Below are 26681 nucleotides of genomic sequence, written 5' to 3'. Positions count from 1 at the left end.
AAAACTTATGTTTTGCCGAGCTTGAATTGCCCATCAAGTGCGATCGCAATTTTTCCTAACTTATTCAGTAAGCCCTAAGTATGGTAAGTATGTTGAATCAACCATCGGCTCCTTCTCACGTCAGATCGATCGATTGCCCGCGACGGGTGCTAAAACATGGCATTTTTATCGTCAAGCCCAGCGATGGGTGGTAGCAGTACAATTCACTCCTGCACCCGTACCGAAAGTAAGTAGACCCATTGAATATGGTTGTATTGGTATCGACATGAATCCAGGTTCAATTGGTTGGGCGTATGTGGATGGAGCCGGCAATTTGAAGGACAAAGGCTCGATTCCCCTTCAGATGGGTTTACCTACTGGCAAACAGTCGGCTCAAATTGTGGATGCTTGCCTGCAACTAGCCATGTTAGCTGATACAAGAGCCTGCGGTATTGTTTGCGAGTCGCTAGATTTTGCCACAAAGAAAACCCAATTGAGAGAACGCGGCTCAAAGTATGCTCGAATGCTTTCTGGTTGGGCTTATAGCCGTTTCTATCAGCTTTTAGAGTCGATTTTATCCAATCGCGGCATTTGTTTATTTACTCGCAATCCAGCTTATACCAGTTTAATTGGCAAGGTTAAATATGCTCGGATGTATGGATTGTCCTCTGATATCGCCGCTGCGATTGCGATTGCTAGAAGAGGCATGAATAAGAGTGAAAGATTGCCGCGCTCTGTGTCCGCCTATCTTGGGGTGAACCCGAGAAAGCACGTATGGAGCGCGCTGAATCAACTGAATAAATTTATCGGTCAATGTGGTGTAGTTAATCGCAGACACGATTACTATAGCATCTCTAACTGGGCGGAGTTGGTTAAGGTTGTTGTCGAGTCGCAAGACCGGGCATCATCCAAGCGCTGGCGCGTTAACTCCGATTGACTTAAAGTTATACCGCTGACTTATACATAGCGAAATTTACCTGTGGGTAGGTTTGTCTAGGTTTTTAGAAGCGGTTTCAGGTTCATTACATCACAAGAAAATCCCTTTTCCACTCAACTTTCGCGCTAATGGTTTTCGGCGTTGCTGAATTAGGGTACGATCGATTGAGAGTGCGATCGCCCAAAAATAACACTTCACAAAACGAAGAGGTTATGCGTCCTGAATGCCAGTCAACTCATGTTAATAAAAATGGTCATAAAAAAGGTAAACAGAATTATATTTGTGTCGGTGGTGGCAGACAACTTATAGATTGCTATCAACCTCATAAAGTTTACTCGGAAGAAGTTAAACGTGAATGGATCAAAATGTATGTCAATGGTCTGGGTTTGCGAGCAATTGAGAGGATTTGCATCAGTACATCACACAAGCATTATAAATTGGGTATAGCTTGTAGGAGAATTGCTCCCTGATGCTTGCGAACCAGACACAATTCGCCTGGTGGGAGAACTTGATGAACTAGAAACGTTTGTCGGCTCAAAAAAAATAAGATTTGGTGAGCGACGGCAGTAAATCACTTTCAGCCAGGGATTTTAGGATGGGTATTGGGAATTCGTGCGTGCTACAACTTTTCTGCCAGGGAGCTAGTTGGCAATTGGAAATGTTACTTTTATATCACAGATGGATGGCCAGTTTACCCCATGTTTATTCCAGATGGAGACCAAATTATCTGTAAAACTTACATGACCCCAGGAGAGGGCGAGAATACGCGACTGCGACATTATTTGGCTAGACTTCATCGTAAGACACATGGCGTATTCTCCAGGAGGGAGAAATGCTCAAACATTCAATCAGGTTAGTAATTCATTATCTTAAGTTTTGGGATGTTCCGGTTCCCTATCCATCGTATCATTTCAATCGCGCTCTTTCCTAGGCAAATCGGGTAGCCAAAACATCCCTTGACCGCACTTATCATACCTCAATTCAGCAACGCCCAAATTTTTAACGGTGGATAAGTGCTCAGGCGATCGATCTTAGTGACGGAGTTGTGCTAGATTTAGCGCTCGTGCAGGCGTATAGCCAGTGGTTGGGTTTTAAAGGGCGATCGCCCCATCGGGTAGAGTTTGATATGCCAAGGGCGATCGTATCCCTAGATAAACCTCTCGGTTTTTTCAGTTTCAGGAGGTTCAGACTCGTGAAAGGCGAAAATTATCACGGTGTGATACTTGAAGGGCGGAATGTGGGTTCTATCTTTTTTCGGTAATAGGTAACACTATCTCAAATTCACTTCCTCCCCCCAAGGTAGAATTCACATTAATTGTTCCGCCGTGGGTTTCGACTACTATCTGGCGGGCGATAGCTAATCCCAATCCGGTTCCTTTTCCCACTCCTTTGGTCGTAAACAAGTGGTCAAATATCTTTTCCTTGACTGATTCATTAATGCCGCAGCCATTATCGGCAATGGCAATTTTTACCCCATCATTTTCCATCGATGTTTCAATGATAATTCGATTGGGATGAGCCTTAATTTCTGCAATGTCTCGCCCGGTATTCGCTTCGTCCAAAGCATCGATCGCATTGGCTATAATATTCATAAATACTTGATTTAGTTGTCCGGGAAAACACTCGATCGCAGGTAAATTGCCATACTTGGTAATCACTTCAATGGCGGGACGTTGGTGATTAGCTTTCAGGCGATGTTTGAGAATTAAAAGCGTGCTGTCGATGCCTTCGTGAATGTTGAAAGGAACTTTATAATCTCGATCGGCACGGGAGAAAGTGCGGAGGCTGGTACTGATATTTTTGAGCCTGTCACACGCCGCCGACATGGAATCCATCATCTTAGGTAAATCTTCTAAGGTATATTCCAAATCAATTTCTTCGGCATGGTCGATAATTTCTTCGCTCCGATCGGGGAAAGTTTCTTGATAGAGTTGCAAGTGTTCGATTAGTTCGGCAATAGTAGGTTTAGTTTCCAGGAGACTGGCAGCGATAAAACCCAAAGGATTATTCATTTCATGCGCCACACCAGCTACTAAATTACCCAGTGCAGACATTTTTTCACTTTGGATTATTTGTAATTGGGCGTTTTGCAAGTTGTGTAAGGCTCGTTCTAATTCCACTGATTTTTGCTGGTAGGCAAGTTCTGCAATTTTGCGTTCGGTAATATCATCTGCCAGCGAAGCAACTCCTATTAACTCGCCATCCGCATTCACAAGCACATTGTTATACCAAGCACAAATAATCGTTTTGCCATCCTTTGTGAGATTTTCATTAATACTGTGATTACCACCCTGCTGCGATATAATATCGGCGCTCACACCCTCTAGTTGTGCTTGAATCGCTTCAGGAACGATGAATGTGAAGTGACGACCCAAAGCCTCCTGTTTGGTATAGCAAAAGATTCGTTCTGCTGCTGGGTTCCAGTCAGTAACCTGAAAATTGATATCCCACTCTATGACGGCTAGTGGAGTTTGTTCAACCAATAGCTGGAGTCGTTGCTGGGATGCTTGCAACCGAGATTTTGCTGCACTCAACCGATCGACCGATCGCTCTAGCTGTTGGGAATATTCTAGCGCTCGCTCGTACAATTGAGCATTTTCTAGAGAAATAGCAGCTTGGGCGCAAAGCAAATTCAGGAGTGCGACGCGATCGCTCGTAAAAGCCCCCGTTGCTAAGTTATTTTCTAGATATAAAATGCCTATCAATTTCCCTTGATGCAAAATCGGGCTGCACAGAATACTATACGGCTGCTGACGGATGATATACGGATCGTTGGCTAAATTCGGATCGGCGATCGCATCTAGCAAGACAACCGTCTGCTTGTTGTGCTTGACTTTGTAGATTAGTTTGAGGGGAATATCCTGACTCTCCTCAACCCGAAGGTTCTGCAACACAACTGGGTTTGTTCCCTGGGTAATTGAGCCTTTAATCAGCAGGCGGTTATCTCGCAACAGCATTAACACGCATTTATCAGCCCCCGCATTTTCCATGACTATACAAAGCAACGAAGAAAGCAGTTTTTCGAGTTCGATTTCACCTGAGATCGTTTGGGAAGCTTTAAGAATGGCTGCTAAATCAAAAGCCACAGAGACGCTGCTACTGCTGGAACTGGGAGAACTGGTGGAGCTACTCCCCAATGAGAAGATTGTTTCTTGAGTGGAGAGGGGAGAACGGGTTTGCTCGAGGATGGGAGCCAGTAGTTGCTGATAGCAACGCTCCAAGTCGGCGACTTTGGCTTTAGCGCCCCAACGAGCATAGCCATAGTAGGCGTTCGTCATGTATTCGGCAGCAATGCGCACTTTACCCCAGTCGAGGTAAAATTTGGCGGCTAGTTCATTGGCTAGTGCTTCTTCTTGGATGTATTCGTTGGCTTTGGCTCCAGTGATGGCGCGATCGTAATGTTCAATTGCTTCGGCTTTATTGCCTAAAACCCGATACTTTTCTGCCTCAACTAAATACCATTTATGCTGATGATTCATGGGAGCATTCTGCGCCCACTGTTGCAAAATATTTTGATGGGTTTCCACCAACGCTAGAAGTTCGGCTTGCTCAATTTCTGACTGTGTAGGGAAAAGTGCCAAATGCGTCAGAGCTGTATAGAAATGAAAAATGGGAATCAGCATCAAGCCTGATATTGCCATTAAATGCTGTTTGACTTGAGCGCTATGATCTAGGGCACCCGTGTAATTGCCAAAAAAGTAGGCAAGGAGAAATTTGTAGAAGTAAGCAAGAGCGATCGCACTAAGATCGTTGTCCTGATGGTGCTTAGGAATCATCACCCTTTCATCGTAGGCATCACCAATTAAGCAATCCGACAGAATACGAGTTTCCCTCAAGTTCTGTATCGCCTGCTGTTTCATATCCAAATAAGTCTTGGCAGAATATTGCTTCACCTCTGCCAGAACGCCGCTGTAAACTGCGATCTCAGGTTCCCAAGTATCCAGTTCTACCCCACCAAAAAGGTTGGCATTTAAGTAAGTGCCAATGCTATAGCAAGCATTGAAAAAATCGCCAGTTTCCATACCAGCCGTATAGCCATCTTTACCCGTTAGCATCGTTGCTCTCAGAGCTTCCTGACGATGTTGGATAAAAGACCCAAATAGAAGTAGAACCTTGCTCTTGAATTCCCGCACGTTAAATCGGTCAATCAAGTTCAGTGCCAATCGCCCAAAGCGATAGCCTGTTTCGACTTCTCCCAAAAAGCCACACAGTACCAGACCGTGAATCACATACCCCACTGTTGATGCAGGCGAATTCCCAAACTGGAGGGATAAACTCACCATCGTCGCGCTCAGTATGGGCACTAATTCTGGCATTCCCTGGATAATAGGTGCAAATAACATTCCTAAAATTTGCATGGTTGCCTGAGTCTGAGGATCGCTCATTATCGGGAGCTCGATTAGTTCTTCAATCCGTCTATTGCTTAGTTGGCCTGCAAGAGTCTGTAGCACTTGGCTAATTTTGGCTTCGTCAGGTGCAGCCGGGAGTTCTACCCCCAATTGCCCCAAGGCATCTCTACCTACTAAAATAGCTTTTAACATCTGGCTCTGGGCTGTCAGTGCCATGATTTGAATTTCGTAAATTTTAACTTTGTCGAAAATGGTCTGTGCTTGCTGCAATACCACTGTGGCAAGAAGTTCCATGCCATCAAAGTCACCATTCAAATAGGCAACTTCCACAGCCGTAACAGACAGATTCAGAGTCAATTCATACTGATGTTGCCAGCAGTTTGTCTGGAGTAATTCCATCCCCGTTTGCAAATAAACCCTTGCTGCGGCGTAAGCTGTAGAATTTCTCGCCTTCACTCCCGCTTGCAAATTCAGTTGAGCTAACTCTTCCCGTTCCCTTGATTGAGCAATTAACTCAATTCCTAAATTCAAATGCCCCACAATATCGAACAGTTTTTCCTCAAGCTCAATCTCTGATAAATTTTCGAGCAATAACCGTCCTATTGTGAGGTGAGTCGTTTGTTTTTGGTCATCTGGAATTAGGGAATAGGCCGCTTGCTGGACGCGATCGTGTAAAAATTTGTAGGTAACATTTTGAGATTTTTCTGGCGTAACGGCTTGACTTTCTGCCCCTACATAAAATTTATAAACATCACCGATCGGTAAAATCAAACCTTCTTGCAATGCTTTCCATAAATTAGCTGCGGTTTCTACCTCCGATCGTTCCGAAACAATTGCTAATGTTGCTAGATCGAACTGATTGCCAATACAAGCAGCTAATTTCATAATATTCTGGGTTGCTAAAGGTAACTTTTCTAACTGCAACGCCATAAATTCTACGACATCATCGGTCAAGGCTTGTTGATGAATTTTAGACAGCTCGCATTGCCAACAGCTTAACTCCAAGTTAAATTGAATGAAATTTTCTTCGTGTAGGGCTTTGAGAAATTGGGTGGCAAAAAAGGGGTTACCTTGGGTTTTTTGATAGAGTAATTGTGAAAGGTTTAATGTTAAATTTTCTGTACTTTTTAGGGTGTCAGCGACTAATTGATTGATTTGGAATTGACTCAGTGGTGTTAAAATAATAGTATTAATGGTTGCTTGTTTTTTTTGAATTTCACTCAAAGTCAGCATTAATGGATGGGCTGGATTGACTTCGTTATCCCGATAAGCACCAATAATGAAAAGATGACCCGTGTCAGCCATTAATAGCTGCATCAATTTTAATGATGCTGAATCAGCCCATTGTAAATCATCTAAAAATATTACTAAGGGATGTTTGGCGCTAGTAAAGACTTGGGTAAATTTTTGAAACAATAAATTAAAACGATTTTGGGCTGCTGTTCCCGACAATTCTACTGCTGGTGGTTGTTCGCCAATGATTTTCTCTAATTCGGGAATGACTTCAATAATTACCTGACCGTTGTCTCCGACAGTTTCTAATATTTGATTCTTCCATTGCTCTAGCTGGACATCACTTTCGGTTAACAATTGACCCATTAAATCCCGAAATGCTTGGACGAAAGCAGAGAAGGGAATATTGCGTTGAAATTGGTCGAATTTGCCTTTGATAAAATAACCGCGTTGCCTGACAATTGGTTTATGAACTTCGTTGACGACAGCGGTTTTCCCAATCCCCGAAAAACCTGCTATCAGCATCATTTCTACCCCCCTATGTCCCCCCTTAGCAAGGGGGGATTCAGGGGGGTTAGCGACTCTTTCAAAGGCTTGGAGTAAAGTTTCTACTTCGGTTTTTCGTCCGTAGAGTTTGTCGGGGATAATGAAGCGATCGCACAGATCCCTTCGCCCTATTTCAAAACTACAAATTTCACCAGTTTTTTCTAGCTGACATAAACAATTTTCTAAATCGTATTTCAGTCCTAACGCACTCTGATAGCGCTCTTCCGCATTCTTTGCCATCAATTTGCTGACAATCTCTGAAAGTACAGGCGGAATTTGTGGATTAATCTCATGTATTAATGGTGCTGCTTTGGCGATATGGCAATGCACTAACTCCATCGGGTCATTTGATTGAAATGGCAACTCTCCTGTCAGTAATTCGTAGAAGGTGATTCCTAAACAATAAAAATCTGTTCGGTAGTCAATTCCTCGATTCATTCTGCCAGTTTGTTCGGGAGAAATGTAAGCCAGTGTCCCTTCTAATACATTGGGATTGAGCAGAGTTTGGGTTTCCCTTGGTAGTAACGATGCAATGCTAAAGTCGATTAATTTGACTTGCTTAGTTTCGGGATTAATCAGAATATTCGTGGGTTTGATATCTTTATGAATGATGCGTTCGCGGTATAAAATATCGAAGGTATTACAGAGGGCGATCGCGATCTCTAAAAAATTTCTCAAAGATAGCGGGTTTTCTCCTTTCAATGCCCATTCTTTCAAGGAAATGCCCCCAAAGTCTTCCATCACTAACGCATAGCCATTTCTATATGGTTCTAAACTATAAGTTTGAATGATTTCTGCTTGATGAAGGTTTTTAGCAATCGTATATTGATTGCGAAATTGCACCAGTTCGTTGAAGGTGGGATACTGGTTTTTCAGGAGTTTGATGACAACAGGGAATCGGTCATTACTACGTATAGCCCGATAAACTAAAGTGCGACTTCCTGAATAAACGGTTTCGAGAACTTGATAGTTGGGAATTTGAACGGTTGAATGAGTGTTAGTGTTTTGGTGGGAGTTATTCATTGCTGTTGTCGGTTGATAATAAATGGGTGAGTGGTTATTAAATCAGACGTTATGCTGTCGCAAATTAACTGTTTTGTTCGGGTTTTATTGGGAGGATAATTGAAAATTCGGTGCCTTGACCTTGAGTAGAATTGACGTTCAGGGAACCGCCATGTTTTTCGACTATTATAGATTTGGCGATCGCTAATCCCAATCCCGTACCTTTACCGACTGCTTTCGTCGTAAATAAATGGTCAAATATCTTTTGTTTCACCTCTTCAATCATTCCTTTCCCATTATCAGAAATAATAATTTTCACCGCTTCATTCTCTACTGAAGTTTGAACGGTAATCCGGTTATTATTCGCCTTTATTTGGGCAAACCTCTGCCCAATATTCGATTCATCCAAAGCATCGATCGCGTTGGCAAGGATATTCATAAATACCTGATTGAGTTGGCCGGGAAAACACTCGATCGCAGGTAAATTGCCATACTTGGTAATCACTTCGATGGCGGGACGTTGGTCATTCGCTTTGAGGCGATGTTTGAGTATTAAGAGCGTGCTGTCAATGCCTTCGTGAATGTTGAACGGCACTTTATAATCTCGATCGGCACGGGAGAAAGTACGTAAACTGGTACTGATATTTTTTAGCCTGTCACACGCCGCCGACATGGAATCAATTATCTTAGGTAAATCTTCTAAGGTATATTCCAAATCAATTTCTTCGGCATGGTCGATAATTTCCTCGCTCCGATCGGGGAAAGTTTCTTGATAGAGTGTCAAGTGTTCTACCAGTTCGGCAATAGTAGGTTTAGTTTCAAGGAGACTGGCAGAGATAAAACCAAGGGGGTTATTCATTTCATGCGCCACACCAGCTACTAAATTACCCAGTGCAGACATTTTTTCACTTTGGATTATTTGTAATTGAGCGTTTTGCAAGTTGTGTAATGCTTGTTCTAATTCCACTGATTTTTGCTGTAAGGCGAGTTCTGATCGTTTGCGATCGCTAATATCTAAATATAATCCATCCCAAACAATCGAACCATCCGCCTGCCGTTCGCTTCGTGATTCACCGTGAACCCACTTGACAATGCCAGATGGAGTAATAATTCGCCCTTCCCAATGCCAATGCGCGAACATTTGAACGGTGTGAGTGTAAGTTTGCTGGTAGAAATCCATATCATCTGGATGTACCATTTTGTCGAAAAACTCTGCATTGGCAACAGCTTGCTCTGGAGTAATTTCAAACAAACTATAACAGTCGGCACTGATGTAGTTTAATGATAGGATGCTATCGGGATTCAGGCCATATTGATACACCACTCCCGGCACGTTATCTACTAAGTTATGAAAGCGAGACTGAGTGGCATTCAATTCATTTAGCGATCGCTGTAGTTGTTGGGAATATTCTAGCGATCGCTCGTACAATTGGGCATTTTCCAGCGAAATAGCGGCTTGAGCGCAAAGGAGATTCAAGAGTTCGACGCGATCTCTGGTAAAGGCTCCCGTTACTAAATTATTTTCTAGATATAAAATGCCGACTAACTTACCCTGATGTAAAATCGGGCTACCCAAAATACTATACGGTTGCTGGCGGATAATATATGGGTCGTTGGCTAAGGTTGAATCTGCTGTCGCATCCACCAAAACAACAGTCTGCTTGTTGTGCTTGACTTTGTAAATCAGCTTTCGGGGAATATCCAGACTCTCCTCAATCGGAAGATGCTGCAATACGACTGGCTCTGTTCCCAAGGTAATTGACCCTTTAACGAACAAGCGATTGTCTCGCAACAGCATTAACACGCATTTATCAGCTCCGGCATTTTCGATGACTAACGAAAGCAAAGATGAAAGCAGTTTGGAGAGTTCGATTTCACTAGAGATAGTTTGAGAAGCTTTGAGAAGAGCTTTTAAATCTAGGGTATCTGAGATACTGCTGCTAGAAGAAGCCGAATTGGTGGATGTGACAGTTCCTAATGCGAAGATGGTTTCGTTCGTGGAAAAGATCGAACGGGTTTGCTGTAATATGGGAGCAAGCAATTGGGGATAGCGTTTTTCTAAGTCGGCGACTTTGGCTTTGGCTCCCCAACGAGCGTAGCAATAATAGGCTTCCTGCATATATCCGGCTGCTACTTTTTCTTTTCTACATTCAAGGTAGAATTTTGCTGCTAGCTCATTGCCGAGTGCTTCTAATTGGATATAGCCGTTGGTTTTGGCAATAGCGCTCGCGCGATCGTAATACTCCGCCGCTTGCCAATTTTGCTTGAGTATTCTGGCTTTTTCTGCCTCTACTAACTCATATTGATGTAAAAAATTTTCAGGGGCATGATTAACCCAAATTTTCCTGAGCTTCTGGTTAGCATCTACTATTTTCAAGCATTCAATCTGTTTATTTTCCTCCAAGTCAGGATATTGAGCCAGTAAAGAGAGTGAATAGTAGAAGTTATGTTCGCTGACAGTTATTAAGCCCGGTGCATTTGCAGCATAAGGTACTGCTAGTGTCATGTAACGAACTGCTTCTTGATATTTACCAATCAAGTACAAAAATAAGGCTCTAAGGACATAAAAAAGAAAGAGAGTCGTAAAATTTTTATTTGCAATCAGGTCAGACTCTAGTTGTTCAGCCTCTTGAACATATTCAGGCAATGCAAACTGACTAAAGTTATTTTCCTGCAAGTTCAAAATAGTCTGACGACCTATACTGAGAATGGTAGTTCCATATTTATGCTTGAGTTGCGTCAGAATTTGCAAATATTCGTCAAATTTCTTCTCTAATTCTGGCAAAGGCAGAGCCAGAAAAAACAGACTCACGCAATAATGAATAATTGAATACCCAGCATACTCTATGTCTCCAGTCTCCAAGCCACTACAAAATCCCTGTACGCCAATGGCTAAATCTACATTTTCTCGGGCAGGTTTTTGCCAGTGTCGGATGCAGTTTCCAAATATATTGCAAACCTTAGCATTGTATGCTTTAGCACCCAGTTTTTCTAATATATCTACCGACATTTGACCCAATTGATAACCCCGATCGATATCCTCCATAGTCGCACAAAGGAGCATCCCATAAAGACAATAACCATAGGGTGAATACTTTGAATTACCATATTGAATGGAGAGGTGAAGCAAAGTATTAATAATTTCCATCAATAATTCAGGTCGTTGAGCATAAGCTGGACCAGTTAAGGCAATCAAGACTTCCATTGCCGCTTGCTTATTTGGATCGGTCATCAGGGGAAGATTGCTTAGCTCCTCAACTTGAAGTTGCTGCTTTTGAGGTGGATTTGGTTGTAAATTTACGTTAAGTTCTTGCAGACATGACAGCCCAACTTCGATCGCTCGCTCGAACTGAGATTGCACATTATGCAACTGTAATTGTATTCGATACACAGGCACGCGGTCTAAGATTGAGACTGATTTTTTGACAGTAAAATCAATCAATTCTTCCGCTCGTTTGTAGTTGCCATTGAGATATTCGGCTTCGGCAAGACTGGTATAGAGATGATGTGAAAGTTTGTAATTAGTTTCCCAACTCTTACTCGATAACAGCATCTTACCTGTATTTAAATACTTCTGTGCTGCTTCATAAGCGGTAGCAGCTTTAGCTTTTTCACCAGCCTTTAAGTTCAGTCTGACAATTAATTCTCGTTCTGATTCTTCTAGTAAATTCACCCCGTAATTAATCTGGTTGAGGATGCCAAAAATCTTTTCATCCAAATTTTCAGCCGCAGTATTTTGTAATAACAGCCGACCGATTTTTAAATGAGTAATCTGCCTTGAATTTTCGGGAATCAAAAAGTACGCTGCTTGCTGAATTCGATCGTGCAAAAACTTATAATAACACTGTTGGGTGTTGGCAGTTGAGTGTTGGGTATCTAGTTCGCTGTTTTGATAAAATTTGTAGATTTCGCTCTGGGGTAAAACGAGTTCTTCTTGCAACGCTTTCCACAAGGATGTCGCTGTTTCTATTTCCGATTGTTCGGAAATAATGGCGAGGGTTGCTAAATCAAATTGGTTGCCTATACAAGCAGCTAGCTTCAGAATGTTTTGGGTGGCGGGGGGTAACTTTTGTAGCTGTAATGCCATGAATTCGACGACATCATCGGTGAGGGAGAGCGATCGCACTTGGGCGACATCGCATTGCCAGGAACCTGTCTGCCAGTCAAATGCAATCAATCCATCCTCGTACAATGCTTTCAAAAACTGTGTGGTGAAGAACGGATTTCCTTTAGCTTTTCGATATACTAACTCAGTCAGGGGTAGAGCGCGATCGATCGCACAACTAAAAGTATCGGCAATCAGATAATTCACGTCAGATTGACTTAAAGGAATTAGCTCGATCGTATTGACAGTTGCTTTGGTTTTTTGGATTTCCTCCAACGCCAACATCAGCGGATGAGTGGGAAAAACTTCGTTATCCCGATAAGCCCCAATAATCAATAGATAGCCTCCCTCTGTTTGGCTCATTAACAACTTCATCAAATTGAGAGATGCTGAATCTGCCCACTGTAAATCGTCCAAAAACATCACCAATGGATGCTCTGACGTGGCAAACACTTCCATGAAATTTACAAATACTAAATTGAAGCGATTTTGGGCAGCACTACCTGTCAGTTCGATCGCATCTGGTTGTTTGCCGATAATTTGTTCGAGTTCGGGAATTACTTCGATCAAAATTTGGCCGTTATCACCCAAAGCAGAGAGAATTTTAGTTTTCCAACGCTCTAGATGAGCATCACTTTCTCCCAGCAATTGTCCCATCAAATCGCGGAATGCTTGTACTAATCCAGAAAACGGTATGTTGCGTTGAAATTGATCGTATTTTCCCTTGATAAAATAGCCTTTCGATCGCGCAATCGGTTTATGTACTTCATTGACGATTGCCGTTTTGCCAATCCCAGAGAAACCCGTGACTAACATTAGTTCGGAAGCACTATTGGCGACTCTTCCAAATGCTTGCATAAGGATTTCGATTTCCGCTTCTCGTCCGTAAAGTTTGTCTGGGATCAGAAAGCGATCGCTTAAATCTCTCTGTGCGATTTCAAAATCTTCAATCTTTCCTGATTTCTGCAATTGCGCTAAACATTTTTCTAGATCGTGTTTGATTCCCAAGGTACTTTGATAGCGTTCTTCGGCATTCTTTGCCATCAGCTTCATCACTAGATCCGCAAGTACCTGGGGAATTTTTTTACTTGTAAAATTATCTGGTTTTTTCGCAATATGGCAATGCACTAACTCCATCGGATCGTCTGACTGAAAAGGTAGATTTCCGGTGAGTAATTCATACCAGGTAATCCCTAATGAATAATAGTCACTGCGATAATCTATCCCGCGATTCATCCGTCCGGTTTGCTCTGGAGAAACGTATGCTAGAGTCCCTTCTAAAGCGTTAATACTCTGAATTTTTTGAGTTTCTCTCGGCAGTAAAGTTGAGATGGAAAAGTCGATTAATTTAACTTGCTTTGTATCGGGATGAATGAGGATATTGGCCGGTTTGATATCCTTGTGAATGACGCGCTGTTGATGGATGTAATGGAGAATATCTGTCAATGACAAGGCAATCTGAAGAAAATCTTCGAGTGTCAGCGGATTTTTTTGCGTAAATTGTTGCAACGAAATGCCGCCAAAGTCTTCCATTACTAAGGCATATCCGTTGTGATAAGCTTCCAAGCTGTAGGGTTTGACAATGCCGGGAACATCTAAATTTTTGGCAATGCTATACTGATTGCGAAACTGCACCAATTCGCTAAAAGTAGGATATTGCCGTTTCATCAGTTTGATAATGACAGGTAATCCGTCATCAGTCCGAATCGCTCGATAAACTAATGTTCGACTCCCCGCATAAACTATTTGGCCGATTTGATAGTTGGTAATTTGAACGTTTACGTGCGTGTTATCGTCGAGTTGCGCCGTGTTTTTATCAAAATTATTCACGTTCTTAATTCCTGATTGATGAGTGATTTGGGAAATTTGTTTGAATGCGAAGGTAGAAGGTACGTTAACGTGCCTTTAAATTTTGTTAACTGGGTTTCTCTGCCTGAATTGGTAGGGCGATCGCAAATTCCGTTCCGCCGCCGAATAGAGAATTGACGTGAATTGAACCGCCATGTTTCTCTACTACAATCTGGCGCGCGATCGCCAATCCCAATCCCGTTCCCTTACCCACCGCTTTCGTGGTGAACAAGTGATCGAAAATGTGCTGCTTTACCTCTTCCGTCATGCCAATACCATTATCGGAAATGCGAACAATCGCCCACTCATTATCCTTCATTTCTGTCCGAATTGTAATTTGATTTGGATTAGCTCTAATCTCCGTAAAACTGCGTCCCTGATTCGATTCTTCCAGCGCATCGATCCCATTGGCTATTAGATTCATAAATACCTGATTTAGTTGTCCGGGGAAACATTCGAGCTTAGGTAAATTACCATACTTGGTAATCACTTCGATGGCGGGACGTTGGTCATTCGCTTTGAGGCGATGTTTGAGAATTAAGAGCGTGCTGTCGATGCCTTCGTGAATGTTGAACGGCACTTTATAATCTCGATCGGCACGGGAGAAAGTACGTAAACTGGTACTGATATTTTTGAGCCTGTCACACGCCGCCGACATGGAATCCATCATCTTAGGTAAATCTTCTAAGGTATATTCCAAATCAATTTCTTCGGCATGGTCGATAATTTCCTCGCTCCGATCGGGGAAATTTTCTTGATAGAGTGTCAAGTGTTCGATTAGTTCGGCAATAGTAGGTTTAGTTTCCAGGAGACTGGCAGAGATAAAACCAAGGGGGTTATTCATTTCATGCGCTACACCAGCTACTAAATTACCCAGTGCAGACATTTTTTCACTTTGAATTATTTGTAATTGGGCGTTTTGCAAGTTGTGTAATGCTTGTTCTAGTTGTTGGGAATATTCTAGAGAGCGCTCGTACAATTGAGCATTTTCTAGAGAAATAGCAGCTTGAGTACAGAGTAGATTCAAGAGTTCAACGCGATCGCTCGTAAAAGCTCCCGTTGCTAAACTATTTTCTAGATATAAAATGCCTATCAACTTACCTTGATGCAAAATCGGACTGCACAAGATACTCTTAGGTTGCTGACGCATGATATATGGATCGTTAACTAAAGTCAGATCGGTACTCGGCTCGATCGACACAGCAGTCTGCTGGTGATGCTTGACTTTGTAAATTAACTTCAGAGGAATATCCTGACTTTCCTCAACCGGAAGGCGTTGCAACACGACTGGGTTCGTGCCAACAGTAATTGACCCTTTAATTAACAGTCGATTGTCTTGCAAGAGCATTAACACGCACTTATCAGCTCCGGCATTTTCGATGACGATCGAAAGCAATGATGAAAGCAGTTTTTCGAGTTCGATTTCACCTGAGATAGTTTGGGAAGCTTTCAGAATCGCTTTTAAATCTAGGGTATCTGAGACACTGCTACTGCTAGAAGTAGTGTCATTGGTCGATGTGGCAGTCCCTAATGCGAAAATAGTTTCATTAGTTGAGAGCTGAGAACGGGTTTGCTGTAATATGGGGGCAAGCAGTTGGCGATAGCGTTTTTCTAAGTCGGCAACTTTGGCTTTAGCGCCCCAGCGAGTATAGCCGTAATAGGCTTGGGTGATGTATTCTCCAGCAATGCGCTGTTTGCCCCACTCCAGGTAAAACTTTGCCGCCAGTTCGTTGGCTAAGGCTTCTTCTTGAACATATTGGTTAGCTTGAGCTAGAGAAATCGCCCGATCGTATAGATCGATGGCTTCACTTTTTTGTCCTAACACTCGACATTTTTCTGCTGCTACCAAATCAACCTTATGCTGATAGTTCATTGGAGCATGGTGCGCCCAGTGCTGTAAAATAGTTTGGTTTTTTGCGACTCGCTCTAATGCGGTTGATACCTCACTAGATGATTGACTCAACTGTGCTAGAGCAATCAAAGAATCATATAAATAAAATGCAGCTTCGCAGACCATTCCCGTAGCTGCCGTTAAATAGTTTCTACCTAAGAGTGCATAATTGTTAGCTGGCTCAATTTCCCCAAACAAAAAGCAAAGGGTGAGCTTATACAAATAGAAGATATACAACCCAAATAGGTCATTTGCAGACAGATGCAGGGGCAAAAATTCCGTCTCCTGGAGGGCTGAGCCAGACAACAGGGTGGGATGCTCTGCCAAACCTAGTAAATTTAACATAGATTGCCAATAGATCCGGCAGTAATTGGCGGTTATCAATTGGTTAACTTGCAACAAAGCATTGTAGTAGGTGCGCGTCTCTTGCTCTAAAATGTCTAGGGGCTGACTGCACCAAAAAGAATTTAGACACAAACAGTGGCCGGTATACCCGACGATTTCCAGCGATCCGACTTCTAAAGCAGTCGTGTAGCTCTCCCTCAAGAGCGGTAACGTTTCTTTGACATGAGATTTGCGGTGTCGGATACATATTCCCATCGTCATTAATACTTCAGGTTTGGTCGCTTTAGCATCTAATTTTGAGACGACATTCAATGCCAACTGACTAAACTGTGTGGCTAAATCGACATCTTGCAAGAGATTACAGACAATGCTGCTATAGCAAACATAGTTAGAAGCGGAAAGAGGGATGTTGCCATGCTGCAAGGATAATTTGACTGATAAGGAAGTTAGTAATGGAAACAACAGAGAGCCACAGAGGTAAGCTGCCGGCTGGATGCTTGTGGCAATCTGAAGAATGGCAATAACGCAGGCATCAGTCATTATCGGCAGATGAACAAACTCTGCAACTTCCCTGTCGCCAATCAAATCGCTAATCTCTTGGATTAACTGTTGAATATCGTCTGGTGTCGGTGATTCGGTCATCGTTACGCCCAACTGTTGCAAAAGCTGGATACCGATCGCGATCGCTTCTGTCAGTTTACTCTGGGAGGTTTTTGCGCGAATTATAATTCGATAAACATTGAGCTGTTCCAGTAAAGATCTTGCCTGAGCAAGGACTGTCTCGATCGACTTTTCCATCGCCTCAAAGTCACCGCATAAAGAAGCTAATTCCGCCGCTTCGTCATAGAATGATAGTGTTATTTCATAGTGCTGCTGCCAAGCATTTTCTCCCAGCAAAGATAATCCGGTGCTGGCATATTCGCGACTAGCTTGATAGGCAGTGGCGCTTCTGGCTTTGCGACAGGCAATTAAATTGAGTTGGGCTAATTCTTCTCGTTCTGTTGGTTGGGTAATTAAAGCCGTGCCGTAGTTTAATTGATTGACGATTTCTAAAATACGGTCAACTCTAGCTGGTGCAGAAATCTGTTGCAGCAGCAGTTGTCCGATTTGGTAATGAGTCGCCTGTTTTTGGTCGTTGGGAATTAGGGAATAGGCGGCTTGCTGGACGCGATCGTGTAAGAATTTGTATGTAACAATCAGTTGATTTTCGGATGTAGGTGCTTGATTTTCTTGCCCGACATAAAACTTATAAATATCACCAATTGGTAAAACCAACCCTTCTTGCAAACCTTTCCACAAAGCCGCAGCCGTCTCAATTTCCGATTGCTGCGAAACAATCGCCAAAGTTGCTAAATCAAAAGAGTTACCTATACAAGCAGCTAACTGCAAGACATCTTGAGTCGATCGCGGTAATTTTTGCAGTTGGCAACTCATAAAAGTTACAACGTCATCTGTAACTGCTTGAGCCGTCACTTCTGATAGATTGCATTGCCAACAGCCGATCTCAAAGTCAAATTGGATTAATCCATCTTGATACAGTGCTTTGAGAAACTGGGTGGCAAAAAACGGATTTCCTTTAGTTTTTTGATAAATCAATACAGAAAGATGCCATGCTACATCTTCCGAACATTTGAGCGTGTCAGCCACTAAGTTATTTACTTGCTCTTGACTCAGTGGTGCTAAAGCAATCGTATTAATCTTTGCTTGTGATTTAGCAATTTCATTCAAAGTCAACATTAAGGGATGTCCTGGATTGACTTCATTATCGCGGTAGGCACCAATTATGAAAAGATGACTTGTATCAGCCATTAATAGCTGCATTAACTTGAGCGATGCCGAATCTGCCCATTGCAAGTCATCTAAAAATATGACTAATGGATGTGATGCACTGGTGAAGACTTGCGTAAATTTTTGGAATAATAAATTAAAGCGATTTTGTGCCGCCGTTCCTGATAGCTCTATCGCTGGTGGTTGTTCGCCAATAATTCTTGAAAGTTCGGGAATCACTTCAATAATTACTTGACCATTTTCGCCAACCGCCTCTAAGATTTTAGTTTTCCATTGCTGGGTTTTAACATCGCTTTCGGTTAATAATTGCTCCATTAAATTCCGGAAGGATTGGACGAAAGCACTGAAGGGAATATTGCGTTGAAATTGGTCATATTTGCCTTTAATAAAATAGCCGCGTTGTCTGACAATTGGTTTATGCACTTCGTTGACAACGGCTGTTTTTCCAATTCCTGAAAAACCTGCTACTAGCATCATTTCTGTTGCACCTTGACTGACTCTATCAAATGCTTGTAGCAGGGTTTCTACTTCAGCTTCTCGTCCGTAGATTTTGTCGGGGATCAGAAAGCGATCGCACAGATCCCTTTGGGCTATTTTAAATCTCTCAATTTTCTGAGTTTCTTGAAGTTGACGTAAACATTTTTCTAGATCGTATTTCAGACCTAAGGCACTCTGATAGCGGTCTTCCGCATTTTTTGCCATCAATTTGCTGACAATCTCTGAAAGTACAGGCGGAATTTGTGGATTAATTTCGCGTACTAATGGTGTGGCTTGGGCGATATGGCAATGCACTAATTCCATCGGGTCATTGGATTGAAATGGCAACTCTCCTGTCAGTAATTCGTAGAAGGTGATTCCTAAAGAATAAAAATCAGTCCGGTAGTCAATTCCCCGGTTCATTCTGCCAGTTTGTTCGGGAGAAATGTAAGCAAGTGTTCCTTCTAATACATTGGGATTGATGAGAGTTTGGGTTTCTCTTGGTAGTAAAGATGCAATGCTAAAATCGATCAATTTGATTTGTTTGGTTTCCGGGTTAATTAAAATGTTGCTGGGTTTGAGGTCTTTGTGAATGATGCGTTCTCGGTAGAGAATATTTAAGGTGTGGCATAGTGCGATCGCCATTTGCAAAAACTCGCTTAAATCGGGTAGAGTTTTCCCTTGTTGAGTCCATTCTTTGAGAGAAATTCCCCCGAAGTCTTCCATTACCAGCGCATAGCTGTTTTGGTAGGGTTCCAAACTGTAGGTTTCGATGAGGCCGGGGAAGTTGAGGTTTTTGGCGATCGTGTACTGATTGCGAAATTGCACCAGTTCGCTGAAGCTGGGATACTCGTTCCGCAAGACTTTGATGGCGACGGGCTGTTTGTCGCCAGTGCGGCAAGCTCGATAAACTAGGGTGCGAGTTCCTGAGTAAATGCGATCGAGAATTTGATAACCTGTCAATGAAAAATTTATAGTTGTCATACTTTTATTCTTCCCGTCATCCACGGGCTATTTCCACATTAACAGAGCCCCATACACTTTCCCAGTCCAGTGATTGTTAAATTAATATGACATCAAGCGCTAAATATTTGTGATTAGGATCACTGAAATAAAGCACTTTTTAAACCGCTCAACTCCTATTTTTATTGAAAATTAAATATCCTCATCCATAGAGGAATAGTGAATAATAAACTAAGGCAGCCTATGCCGATCGCAGTTACGGCTAATTCGCGATCGAGATTGAAAGCTTCGGCCAACAATGTAGTACCAAAAGCAGGAGGCATCGCCATTTGCAGCACTAGCACAAGTCGCGGTGCGCCCGCGATCCCCAAAAACGTTAATCCCGTGCCAAATACCAAAGGAACTAACAGCATTTTAATCGCCAGACAAGCTAAAACTTGTTTGAGGTTCTGCAAGGAATTCAACTTGCTCAACTGCATCCCGATCGTAATTAAAGATAAAGTAATGACAGTCCAAGCGCCTGTGGTTAACAATTCTGCGATTTGTGCCGACAGCGGCAAGCTGCGCGAGACCAACCCTAGACCAAAAGCCCACAGTGCCGGATTCAGAAAAATTGCCCGCACCGGACCCAACCAACTCTGACGGCGATCGCTTTTACCGCAGACAGAAGCAATAGCAACTCCCAGTATATTGATTGCCATGGTAGTGCCTAGCAAGTCGTAAAACAACGCCCAGGCAAAGTGTTCCGATCCTAATAAGGACAAGGTGACGGGAATGCCTAAAAAACCCGTATTACCCACCATCGTTGCTAATAAGAAGCTGCCTTGAGCGGGCAAACTCCAAGCGCTGGTGTGTTCCGGGCTATTTTGGGCGATCGGATTAAGAGTCTTGAAACGTTCGTCGCCGACACCGAAATTTATCAAAATCCAAGCGAGTCCTCCACCTGCTAGAATTGCCGCCCAAGCTATCAGCGGCGCCATCCAAATAGCGCCAGACAAATTGGCGCTGCGGATAAAAGCAACAATGCTCAATGGCGTGCCAAAGAAGAAAAGAAACTTGGCTAAATATGTAGAATAGCTTCTCGGTAGCAGGCGGCCGAGAAAAAATCCCAACGCCACCCATCCGATCGTATTTACATAAAGTTTGAGCAGCGGATTTTCTAAATAAAGCATGATTGGCTAAATCTTTACTAAATATTTACGCAGATCCGCTACTTTTGCCAAAAAAGCCCACCTTTAGCCTACCGCCGCAGTTTTCCCTGCCACCGCAGCGCTCAATATTAATGCTTATTCAGCCTCGCAGATAATTTTCCACACAGGCCTTGACATCCACAGAAGCGCGTGTAATCATAAAGTTGAGGAATAAATCAACATAGGTGAAAACTATGGCACGGCAAGCAAAACAATCATCTCAAGTTAAAAGTTCCAGCAGCCAAGCAGCCTCCAATACTCGCACCAAGTTTACCCTCTACAATTTTGCCGGAAACGCAAAGGCATTCTATCTAGTCGATCGCATTAATTTAGAAAGAAAGCCCGGTGATATCCCAGAAAAATCCGTCGCTCACAGCATCATCATCATCGACCGTTCCGGCTCAATGTATTATGACTTAGAACCGCTGAAAGAAACCCTCATCAAGCTTTTGACCTTAGACGAATACAACAATTACCAGCTAATTATCAGCCTGATTTCCTATGCTGACAAGGGGAACGTAATTTGTCATTTCCAGCGAATTCCCATTCAAGAAGTGCTGACGTTTGACTCTCCATACATCAAAGAAATTCAAAAAATCCACACGGCTGGATCTACCTGCATATCGCAGTCGATGCAACTCGCTAAATCTCTGGTTAAAGCGGGAGAAATGACAGCGATCAATTTGCACACAGACGGCTATGCAAATGACCCCAGCGCCAATTCGGAAGCTGCAAAACTAGGGGAAATTTGCGAAGAACTCAAAGACATGGATGTGTTTGCCAACACGATATCCTATGGCTATGCTGATTTTAAACTTCTCTCCAAAATCGCCAACACATTATCGGGAAATTGCATCCGCGCTGGCGAAGTCAAAATGGTTTACGATGCTCTTTACGACAGCACAAAACTGTTAGGCAGTTCCGTTGCACCTCCGCTGGAAGAACCGTTAATTAAGGAATACGATTATCAAGTTTTTGTTTCCAAAAGTGGCAATAAAATCAACGGTTCATCGAGCACTCTGAAAATCTGCGGGCTGAAAGCAGACGATCGCGGACTGTTTTACAAATATCAGAAAGTCGCCAAAGATGAGTATGACAAACTAGATGTTCCCGTTGCTCAAACTGATGAGTCGGTGTTTGCTTTTGCGAAAGCTAACCTCGCTGACGGCAATTTAAATACGGCTAAGTATGCGCTGGCGAGCACCTTCGACGCTACTTTGACGGAAAAACACGCGAAAGCTTTGACAAATGCCCAAATAGCCGAGTTTACGGAAGATTTGGAACAGGCTGTTTTTGCGCCTGATGTGTTGAAAAATCATCAAATTGGCGATCGGGTAAAAGTCAGCGATAAAATTTCCCTGCTGGAGTTAATCAAGATATTGGAGGAAAACAGCAACAGCATCATCATCAACTTGAAACACTTGCAAGAAAATTATCAGCGAAAAGGTTTGAAGCGAATTGAAGGAAAGCGAGACGAAAACGGCAACCTTGTCAAGCCTTGGCTGAAAACTGAATTCTTAGATGGTGGCGAATACGTGCAAATGGGTTCATTTGCCATCAATCAAAATACCGCTACCATCAATATGCTGATTACCCGAAAAGCTAAGCTGGTAAAAGTTGAGGATGAAACTTTAATCGCAGAAGTGGCGGGAATTCTAGTTACAGACCTCAATACTTTCAACAATTATACCATTGTCAGCGACGGCGAAGTTAATATTAAGTCGCTGCGAACCAAAATCAGCAGCAAACCAGTGTTTGATTTGCTCAAAAAATGCGGTGTCCTGGAAAAAGACGGTTTGCCCGTGCAAGAATTTGACTTCCGTTCAGAGTACGATATTAAGTTAGAGACTTTGCCCCTCGTGCCTTTTGACGGGCGTTACGGCAGCCTTGACGGAGTGTTTGAGGAACTGGCAGAAATCAAAATTCTCTCTAGCATTCTCTCGGCTCATTTGAAGGAGGAATCCGAGTCTTACACAGCGGAACAATTGGAAGAATTGAAACAGCATTATCTGTCAAAAAACCTTTACATCAACTTTCCGACGACGACGGAATACACAGATTTAAAAAGTGCGATCGCCAGCGGTTCAGTAGATTCGCGAGTCAGCTACAAAATCGACATCGGCAGCAAAAACATTCTCAACTTCGGCAAATTGCACTCTGCCAACAAATTTCTCGATCGCCTTTATGAAGTTTACCACAAAAACACGGGGGAAAAGCTAGCAAAACCGACATTTGACATCACATTAGATGAGCCTGTTGTCTTCGCACGCAAAACGCTGTCATCCCGAACAAAAATCACCAAAGTTGACGACTTGATGAAACTGATTTTCGATGAGTTTTTGGGGTTGGAGGATAACGGAATTGTTAGCGCTACTTTAGCCAAAGTGGGTGCAGATAGTTTGCTGCGCCTTTTGCAAGCGAAATGGCAGGGAGAAGATGTCAAGCGAGAGGAGTTTGTCGCTGCTTTAGCTAATGCCAACGAGCGACTGGACGCTTATGCCGAAAAAGTGTACCGCGAAAAAGTTTCACCGCTGGTTTTCTATATCGGTTCTACCGGACTTATCCCGGATGAAATGGAGGCAAAAGCGGCGACTGCTGAGGAAATTAATTCTAAATACGGCAACTTGCAATTTTCTAAAGATGAGCAAGAGGGGATGTTTTTTGAAGTCGGAGACTGCATTATTAGCGTGTATGCTAAGAATGAGTATTTCACGGTAGGGAAGTAGGAATTAGGGTGGGCATTTTGCCCACCTTGGTTAAATATGGGTGATTGAAATGAACCGCAAAGGGGCAGCGGTGGCGACTAGGAAATAGGTAGATGGGAAAAGTGTTAGGTTGCCAAGACGACAGGAGCGGAATCGTTCGGGTTTGAAACTTTCCTTTGGTTTTGCTTTTGCGAAAGTTTATCCTGTGGTAGGATAGAGAACAACGCTTTATAAAAAATCTAGTAGCCAAATTCTCTGCAATTAGGTTACAATGATATTACGCGAATTCTCATACGGAGGGCAAGCCAATGACACAAACATTATCAATGTCTGTTCTCTATAAAAAACTCTCGGCGATCGGTTTCTCAAAACGTTTCGTTCAAGAAAAAGGTTTGCCCAGTTGGTGGAATGAAGAATTAGACAATAAACCCGTCGCCGTCCTAGAGGGTGCTGGTCATATTGCCCAACGTCTGCACCTAGACCTCAAGAGTCTTTTAGCCGAGAATCAGAAGCCTCAGTTTAAGCCCTTACTTCATACCAAGTTCAAGTACCATCAACAGGATAAAGCAGACGTACCTGATGTTGCCCATCAACTTGCCTCACGGGTTGCGGAAGTGGTCGCTGACGCTATAAAGCTCGAATTTAAACCCATCCCATCCGACCCTCATCAAGTTCGTTCAGAGATAGTTGCCAAACATCCTCAAGTCACTTTATACAGCTTGCTCGATTACTGTTGGGAACATGGTATCGCTGTTGTCTATTTTAAGAATTACCCTAAAAATACCCGCAAAATTAGAGGCATGATCCAATGGCAAGCCGATCATCCCGTGATTGTCTTGAGTAGTGGTAAGACACAACCCGTATGTCTAGCATTCGATCTTGCCCATGAACTGGGTCATCTCGCCCTGGGTCATATTAAAGAAGGTATTTTGATTGATGACGATATTAAGCAAGACTGTGATGATCGAGAAGAAAGAGATAGCAATCAGTTTGCAGTTAAACTGCTAGTCAACAGTTTAGACAACTCCGTCGGCAATAAAAAATTTAAGAATGCAAAAGACCTAAAGAATAAAATTACTCAACTTCTTCAAAGTGACTCAACTATTGATCCATCTGCATTAGCTTTAAATTATTGCTGGTATAATAAAGATTATTTTCCATTGTCTTTGAAATGCGTAAATTTAATCAATCCTGCTAAAGAAGGACACAAGACTATTAACAATTTTTTAGATCAGCATCTAAATTGGGAGGAATTAAGTGACGATAATGCTGATTACTTAGACCAGATTTTAGGAGAATAGCTTTGTCTAGTTGTATCTATTGCATCGATAATGACATCATCAAAAAGCTTGCTACATTCCAGCTATTCAATAAGACTATTCAATTATTTGATGCTAGTTCTGAGCAAGTTAATATCCTAGAGACGGCACAATATAAATTTGAAGGGGATTGGAAAAAATTTGAAGGAGGGAAAAGTCGAAAACCAGAAGATCGTTTGATTAATTATAAACAAGTTCTTTACCTTACTAAGACTTTACCAAAAATATCTGAATCTGATATTGACCCAGAAATTTTTATTCAATTATCCAATATTGAAAATATCGATACAGGTGAGGCAATTCTCACAAGTCATGCTATACAAATTATCCAAAAAGATAAATCTGCTCAGATTTTTACTGGAGATAAAAGATTCATCAAAGCCTTAGCAAAAGTTAACTTACCTATCATTCAAGAATCTCTCAATCATAGATTATGGTGCTTAGAGCAGCTTGTTCTCAGAAATATTGAAGCCGATGGCTTTGAGACTATTCGAGATTTCATTGTTCCTGTTCGAGAATGTGATACAGCAATTAAGAGTGTTTTTGGTTCAGGGCTTAAATCAACACATGAGAACTCCCTAGCTACTTTAAAAAATTATATTGAGGAGTGTCGGCAGGAGGCAGGTAATTTACTAAATCCTTACAAGTAGATTTAAGTGTGACACGCTTGCCTTAGTCCTGGCTTAAAACGGAATTTCCTCATCTTCATCTTCCACAGTCTTAGCCGTCATCCGCCAACTGGTAATATACTCAATTTGCACGTCAATTTTGTTAATAGCTTCCCCTAACCGCTTTTGGATGTATTGAGTCAGCGTGACCGTAAAATCTAACTCAACTCCCACAGATAGCGCAAGTTTTGCCAAGCTAGCAAAATCTACCTTCAAAATCGAAGAACTGGATAACTTAAAATGGGGAGTATTTTCTTTATTTTGCACCAGCATTGCTTTTTTAATGCGCTCTTTCAGATGCTCAACTTCAGAATCCAGCAACTTCCATTCAGGCAAAATTTCTTTGTACCTTTCCCCCAATGCTGTTAAATCCTCACTCTCCGGTTCCGGCGCAATTTTCTTAGTAGATTTTCGCCGCTGCTGTACATTAGAATTTAACCGCAAACTCGCAATTTCCTCAACTGCCAAAGATGGATCGGAGATAAGTTTGCCTAACTGTTTTTGAATTTCTTTCGTCAGCGTCACCGGAAAATTTAACTCAATTCCCTCAGTTTGTGTCAGTCTAGCTAGGGTGAGGAAATCTACTTTCATCGTTATCGAACTGGAAAGCTCAAAATAAGAACTGTCTTTGAGGTTTTGGGCCAGCATCCCTGCTTTTATGCGTTCTTTCACTTCAGCGATTTCTGAATCTAGCGGCTTCCACCGAGATTCTATTTCCTGATATTTTTCGCCCAATGCTGTCAAGTTTTCCGTTGCGGGTTCGGGGTAACATTGGGCAAGAATTTCTAGCAGGCGGCGATGCACTCCAGCTAAATAAACCGCGTCCATCTTGGCATATTCTAGCTGCTTCTGGGTCAGGGGACGCTTTGCCCAATCGCCGCTTTGTTCTGTTTTATCTACATAAGCAATGCCGCAAAGTGTTTCTATTAAAGTTTTGAGTTGTCGATTAGGTAATGGCAGAATGTAAGCTGGAATTTTTCTCGCCATTTTTAATGTGCAAGTGACATTTTGAGCGTCGTCATTGCCCAGAAATCTGATGTCATAGCTGGCGTTGTGCAAGACTTTTTCAATATCTGGATTGACCATGATTTGGTTGATAAAATCTTTGGCCAATTCAGGTTTATCCAAGACATCTAGTAAAAAAGTGGCATCTCCACTCGAATCTGTGGAGTCAGCTAACACTTGAATCAGAGATAATCTGGGGTTGGATTTATAGTCTGCTATTTCTGTGTCAACCCACAGGATTTTAGCTTGGGAAAATTTAGCGATGAGTGCTTTGATGTCGTTTGCTGCTGTTAAATAAGGCATTTTTAGAGACTTTTGCTATTAACTTTTT

9 protein-coding genes and 1 pseudogene are annotated in these 26681 nt (G+C 42.4%); 5 read left to right on the top strand and 5 right to left on the bottom strand.

Going from position 1 to position 26681, the window contains the following annotated elements:
- Nucleotides 1-37 precede the first annotated feature (37 nt).
- Both QUA80_RS06335 and QUA80_RS06330 read left to right on the top strand, forming a co-directional pair.
- Complete coding sequence (locus QUA80_RS06335; protein WP_333422445.1) at nt 38-916, top strand: hypothetical protein; 879 nt, start codon at nt 38-40, stop codon at nt 914-916.
- 212 nt (nt 917-1128) lie between these two features.
- Nucleotides 1129-1847, top strand: a pseudogene (locus tag QUA80_RS06330) (IS1 family transposase).
- A gap of 313 nt (nt 1848-2160) precedes the next feature.
- On the opposite strand, the gene QUA80_RS06325 reads toward QUA80_RS06330, so the two are convergent.
- The 4 genes from QUA80_RS06325 to QUA80_RS06310 form a co-directional block, all read right to left on the bottom strand.
- Complete coding sequence (locus QUA80_RS06325) at nt 2161-8067, bottom strand: AAA family ATPase (protein WP_333422443.1); 5907 nt, start codon at nt 8065-8067, stop codon at nt 2161-2163.
- A 64-nt stretch (nt 8068-8131) separates the two neighbouring features.
- A complete protein-coding gene (locus QUA80_RS06320) occupies nt 8132-13981 on the bottom strand; it encodes an AAA family ATPase (protein WP_333422441.1) in 5850 nt (1949 codons plus the stop codon).
- An 85-nt stretch (nt 13982-14066) separates the two neighbouring features.
- Complete coding sequence (locus tag QUA80_RS06315) at nt 14067-19484, bottom strand: ATP-binding sensor histidine kinase (protein ID WP_333422439.1); 5418 nt, start codon at nt 19482-19484, stop codon at nt 14067-14069.
- A 161-nt stretch (nt 19485-19645) separates the two neighbouring features.
- On the bottom strand, nt 19646-20635 hold the full coding sequence (locus tag QUA80_RS06310) for an AEC family transporter (protein ID WP_333422437.1): 990 nt from the start codon (nt 20633-20635) through the stop codon (nt 19646-19648).
- 212 nt (nt 20636-20847) lie between these two features.
- Here QUA80_RS06310 and QUA80_RS06305 point away from each other — a divergent pair, with 212 nt between their 5' ends.
- The 3 genes from QUA80_RS06305 to QUA80_RS06295 all read left to right on the top strand — a co-directional run bounded on the left by QUA80_RS06305 (nt 20848) and on the right by QUA80_RS06295 (nt 25327).
- Entirely contained in the window at nt 20848-23379 is a 2532-nt protein-coding gene (locus QUA80_RS06305) for a VWA domain-containing protein (RefSeq protein WP_333422435.1), read from the top strand.
- Between the two features lie 287 nt (nt 23380-23666).
- Complete coding sequence (locus QUA80_RS06300; protein ID WP_333422433.1) at nt 23667-24659, top strand: ImmA/IrrE family metallo-endopeptidase; 993 nt, start codon at nt 23667-23669, stop codon at nt 24657-24659.
- A 2-nt stretch (nt 24660-24661) separates the two neighbouring features.
- Nucleotides 24662-25327, top strand: coding sequence for a hypothetical protein (locus QUA80_RS06295; RefSeq protein WP_333422431.1), 666 nt, complete (start codon nt 24662-24664; stop codon nt 25325-25327).
- 33 nt (nt 25328-25360) lie between these two features.
- Here QUA80_RS06295 and QUA80_RS06290 read toward each other — a convergent pair whose 3' ends face one another.
- Nucleotides 25361-26653, bottom strand: coding sequence for a ribonuclease D (locus tag QUA80_RS06290; RefSeq protein ID WP_333422429.1), 1293 nt, complete (start codon nt 26651-26653; stop codon nt 25361-25363).
- Nucleotides 26654-26681: the final 28 nt, after the last annotated feature.

This window comes from Microcoleus sp. F4-D5, assembly GCF_036704885.1.
Taxonomy (GTDB): domain Bacteria; phylum Cyanobacteriota; class Cyanobacteriia; order Cyanobacteriales; family Microcoleaceae; genus Microcoleus.
Note: the sequence above shows the minus strand (reverse complement) of the source record. Positions and strands in the feature narration are given on the sequence as shown.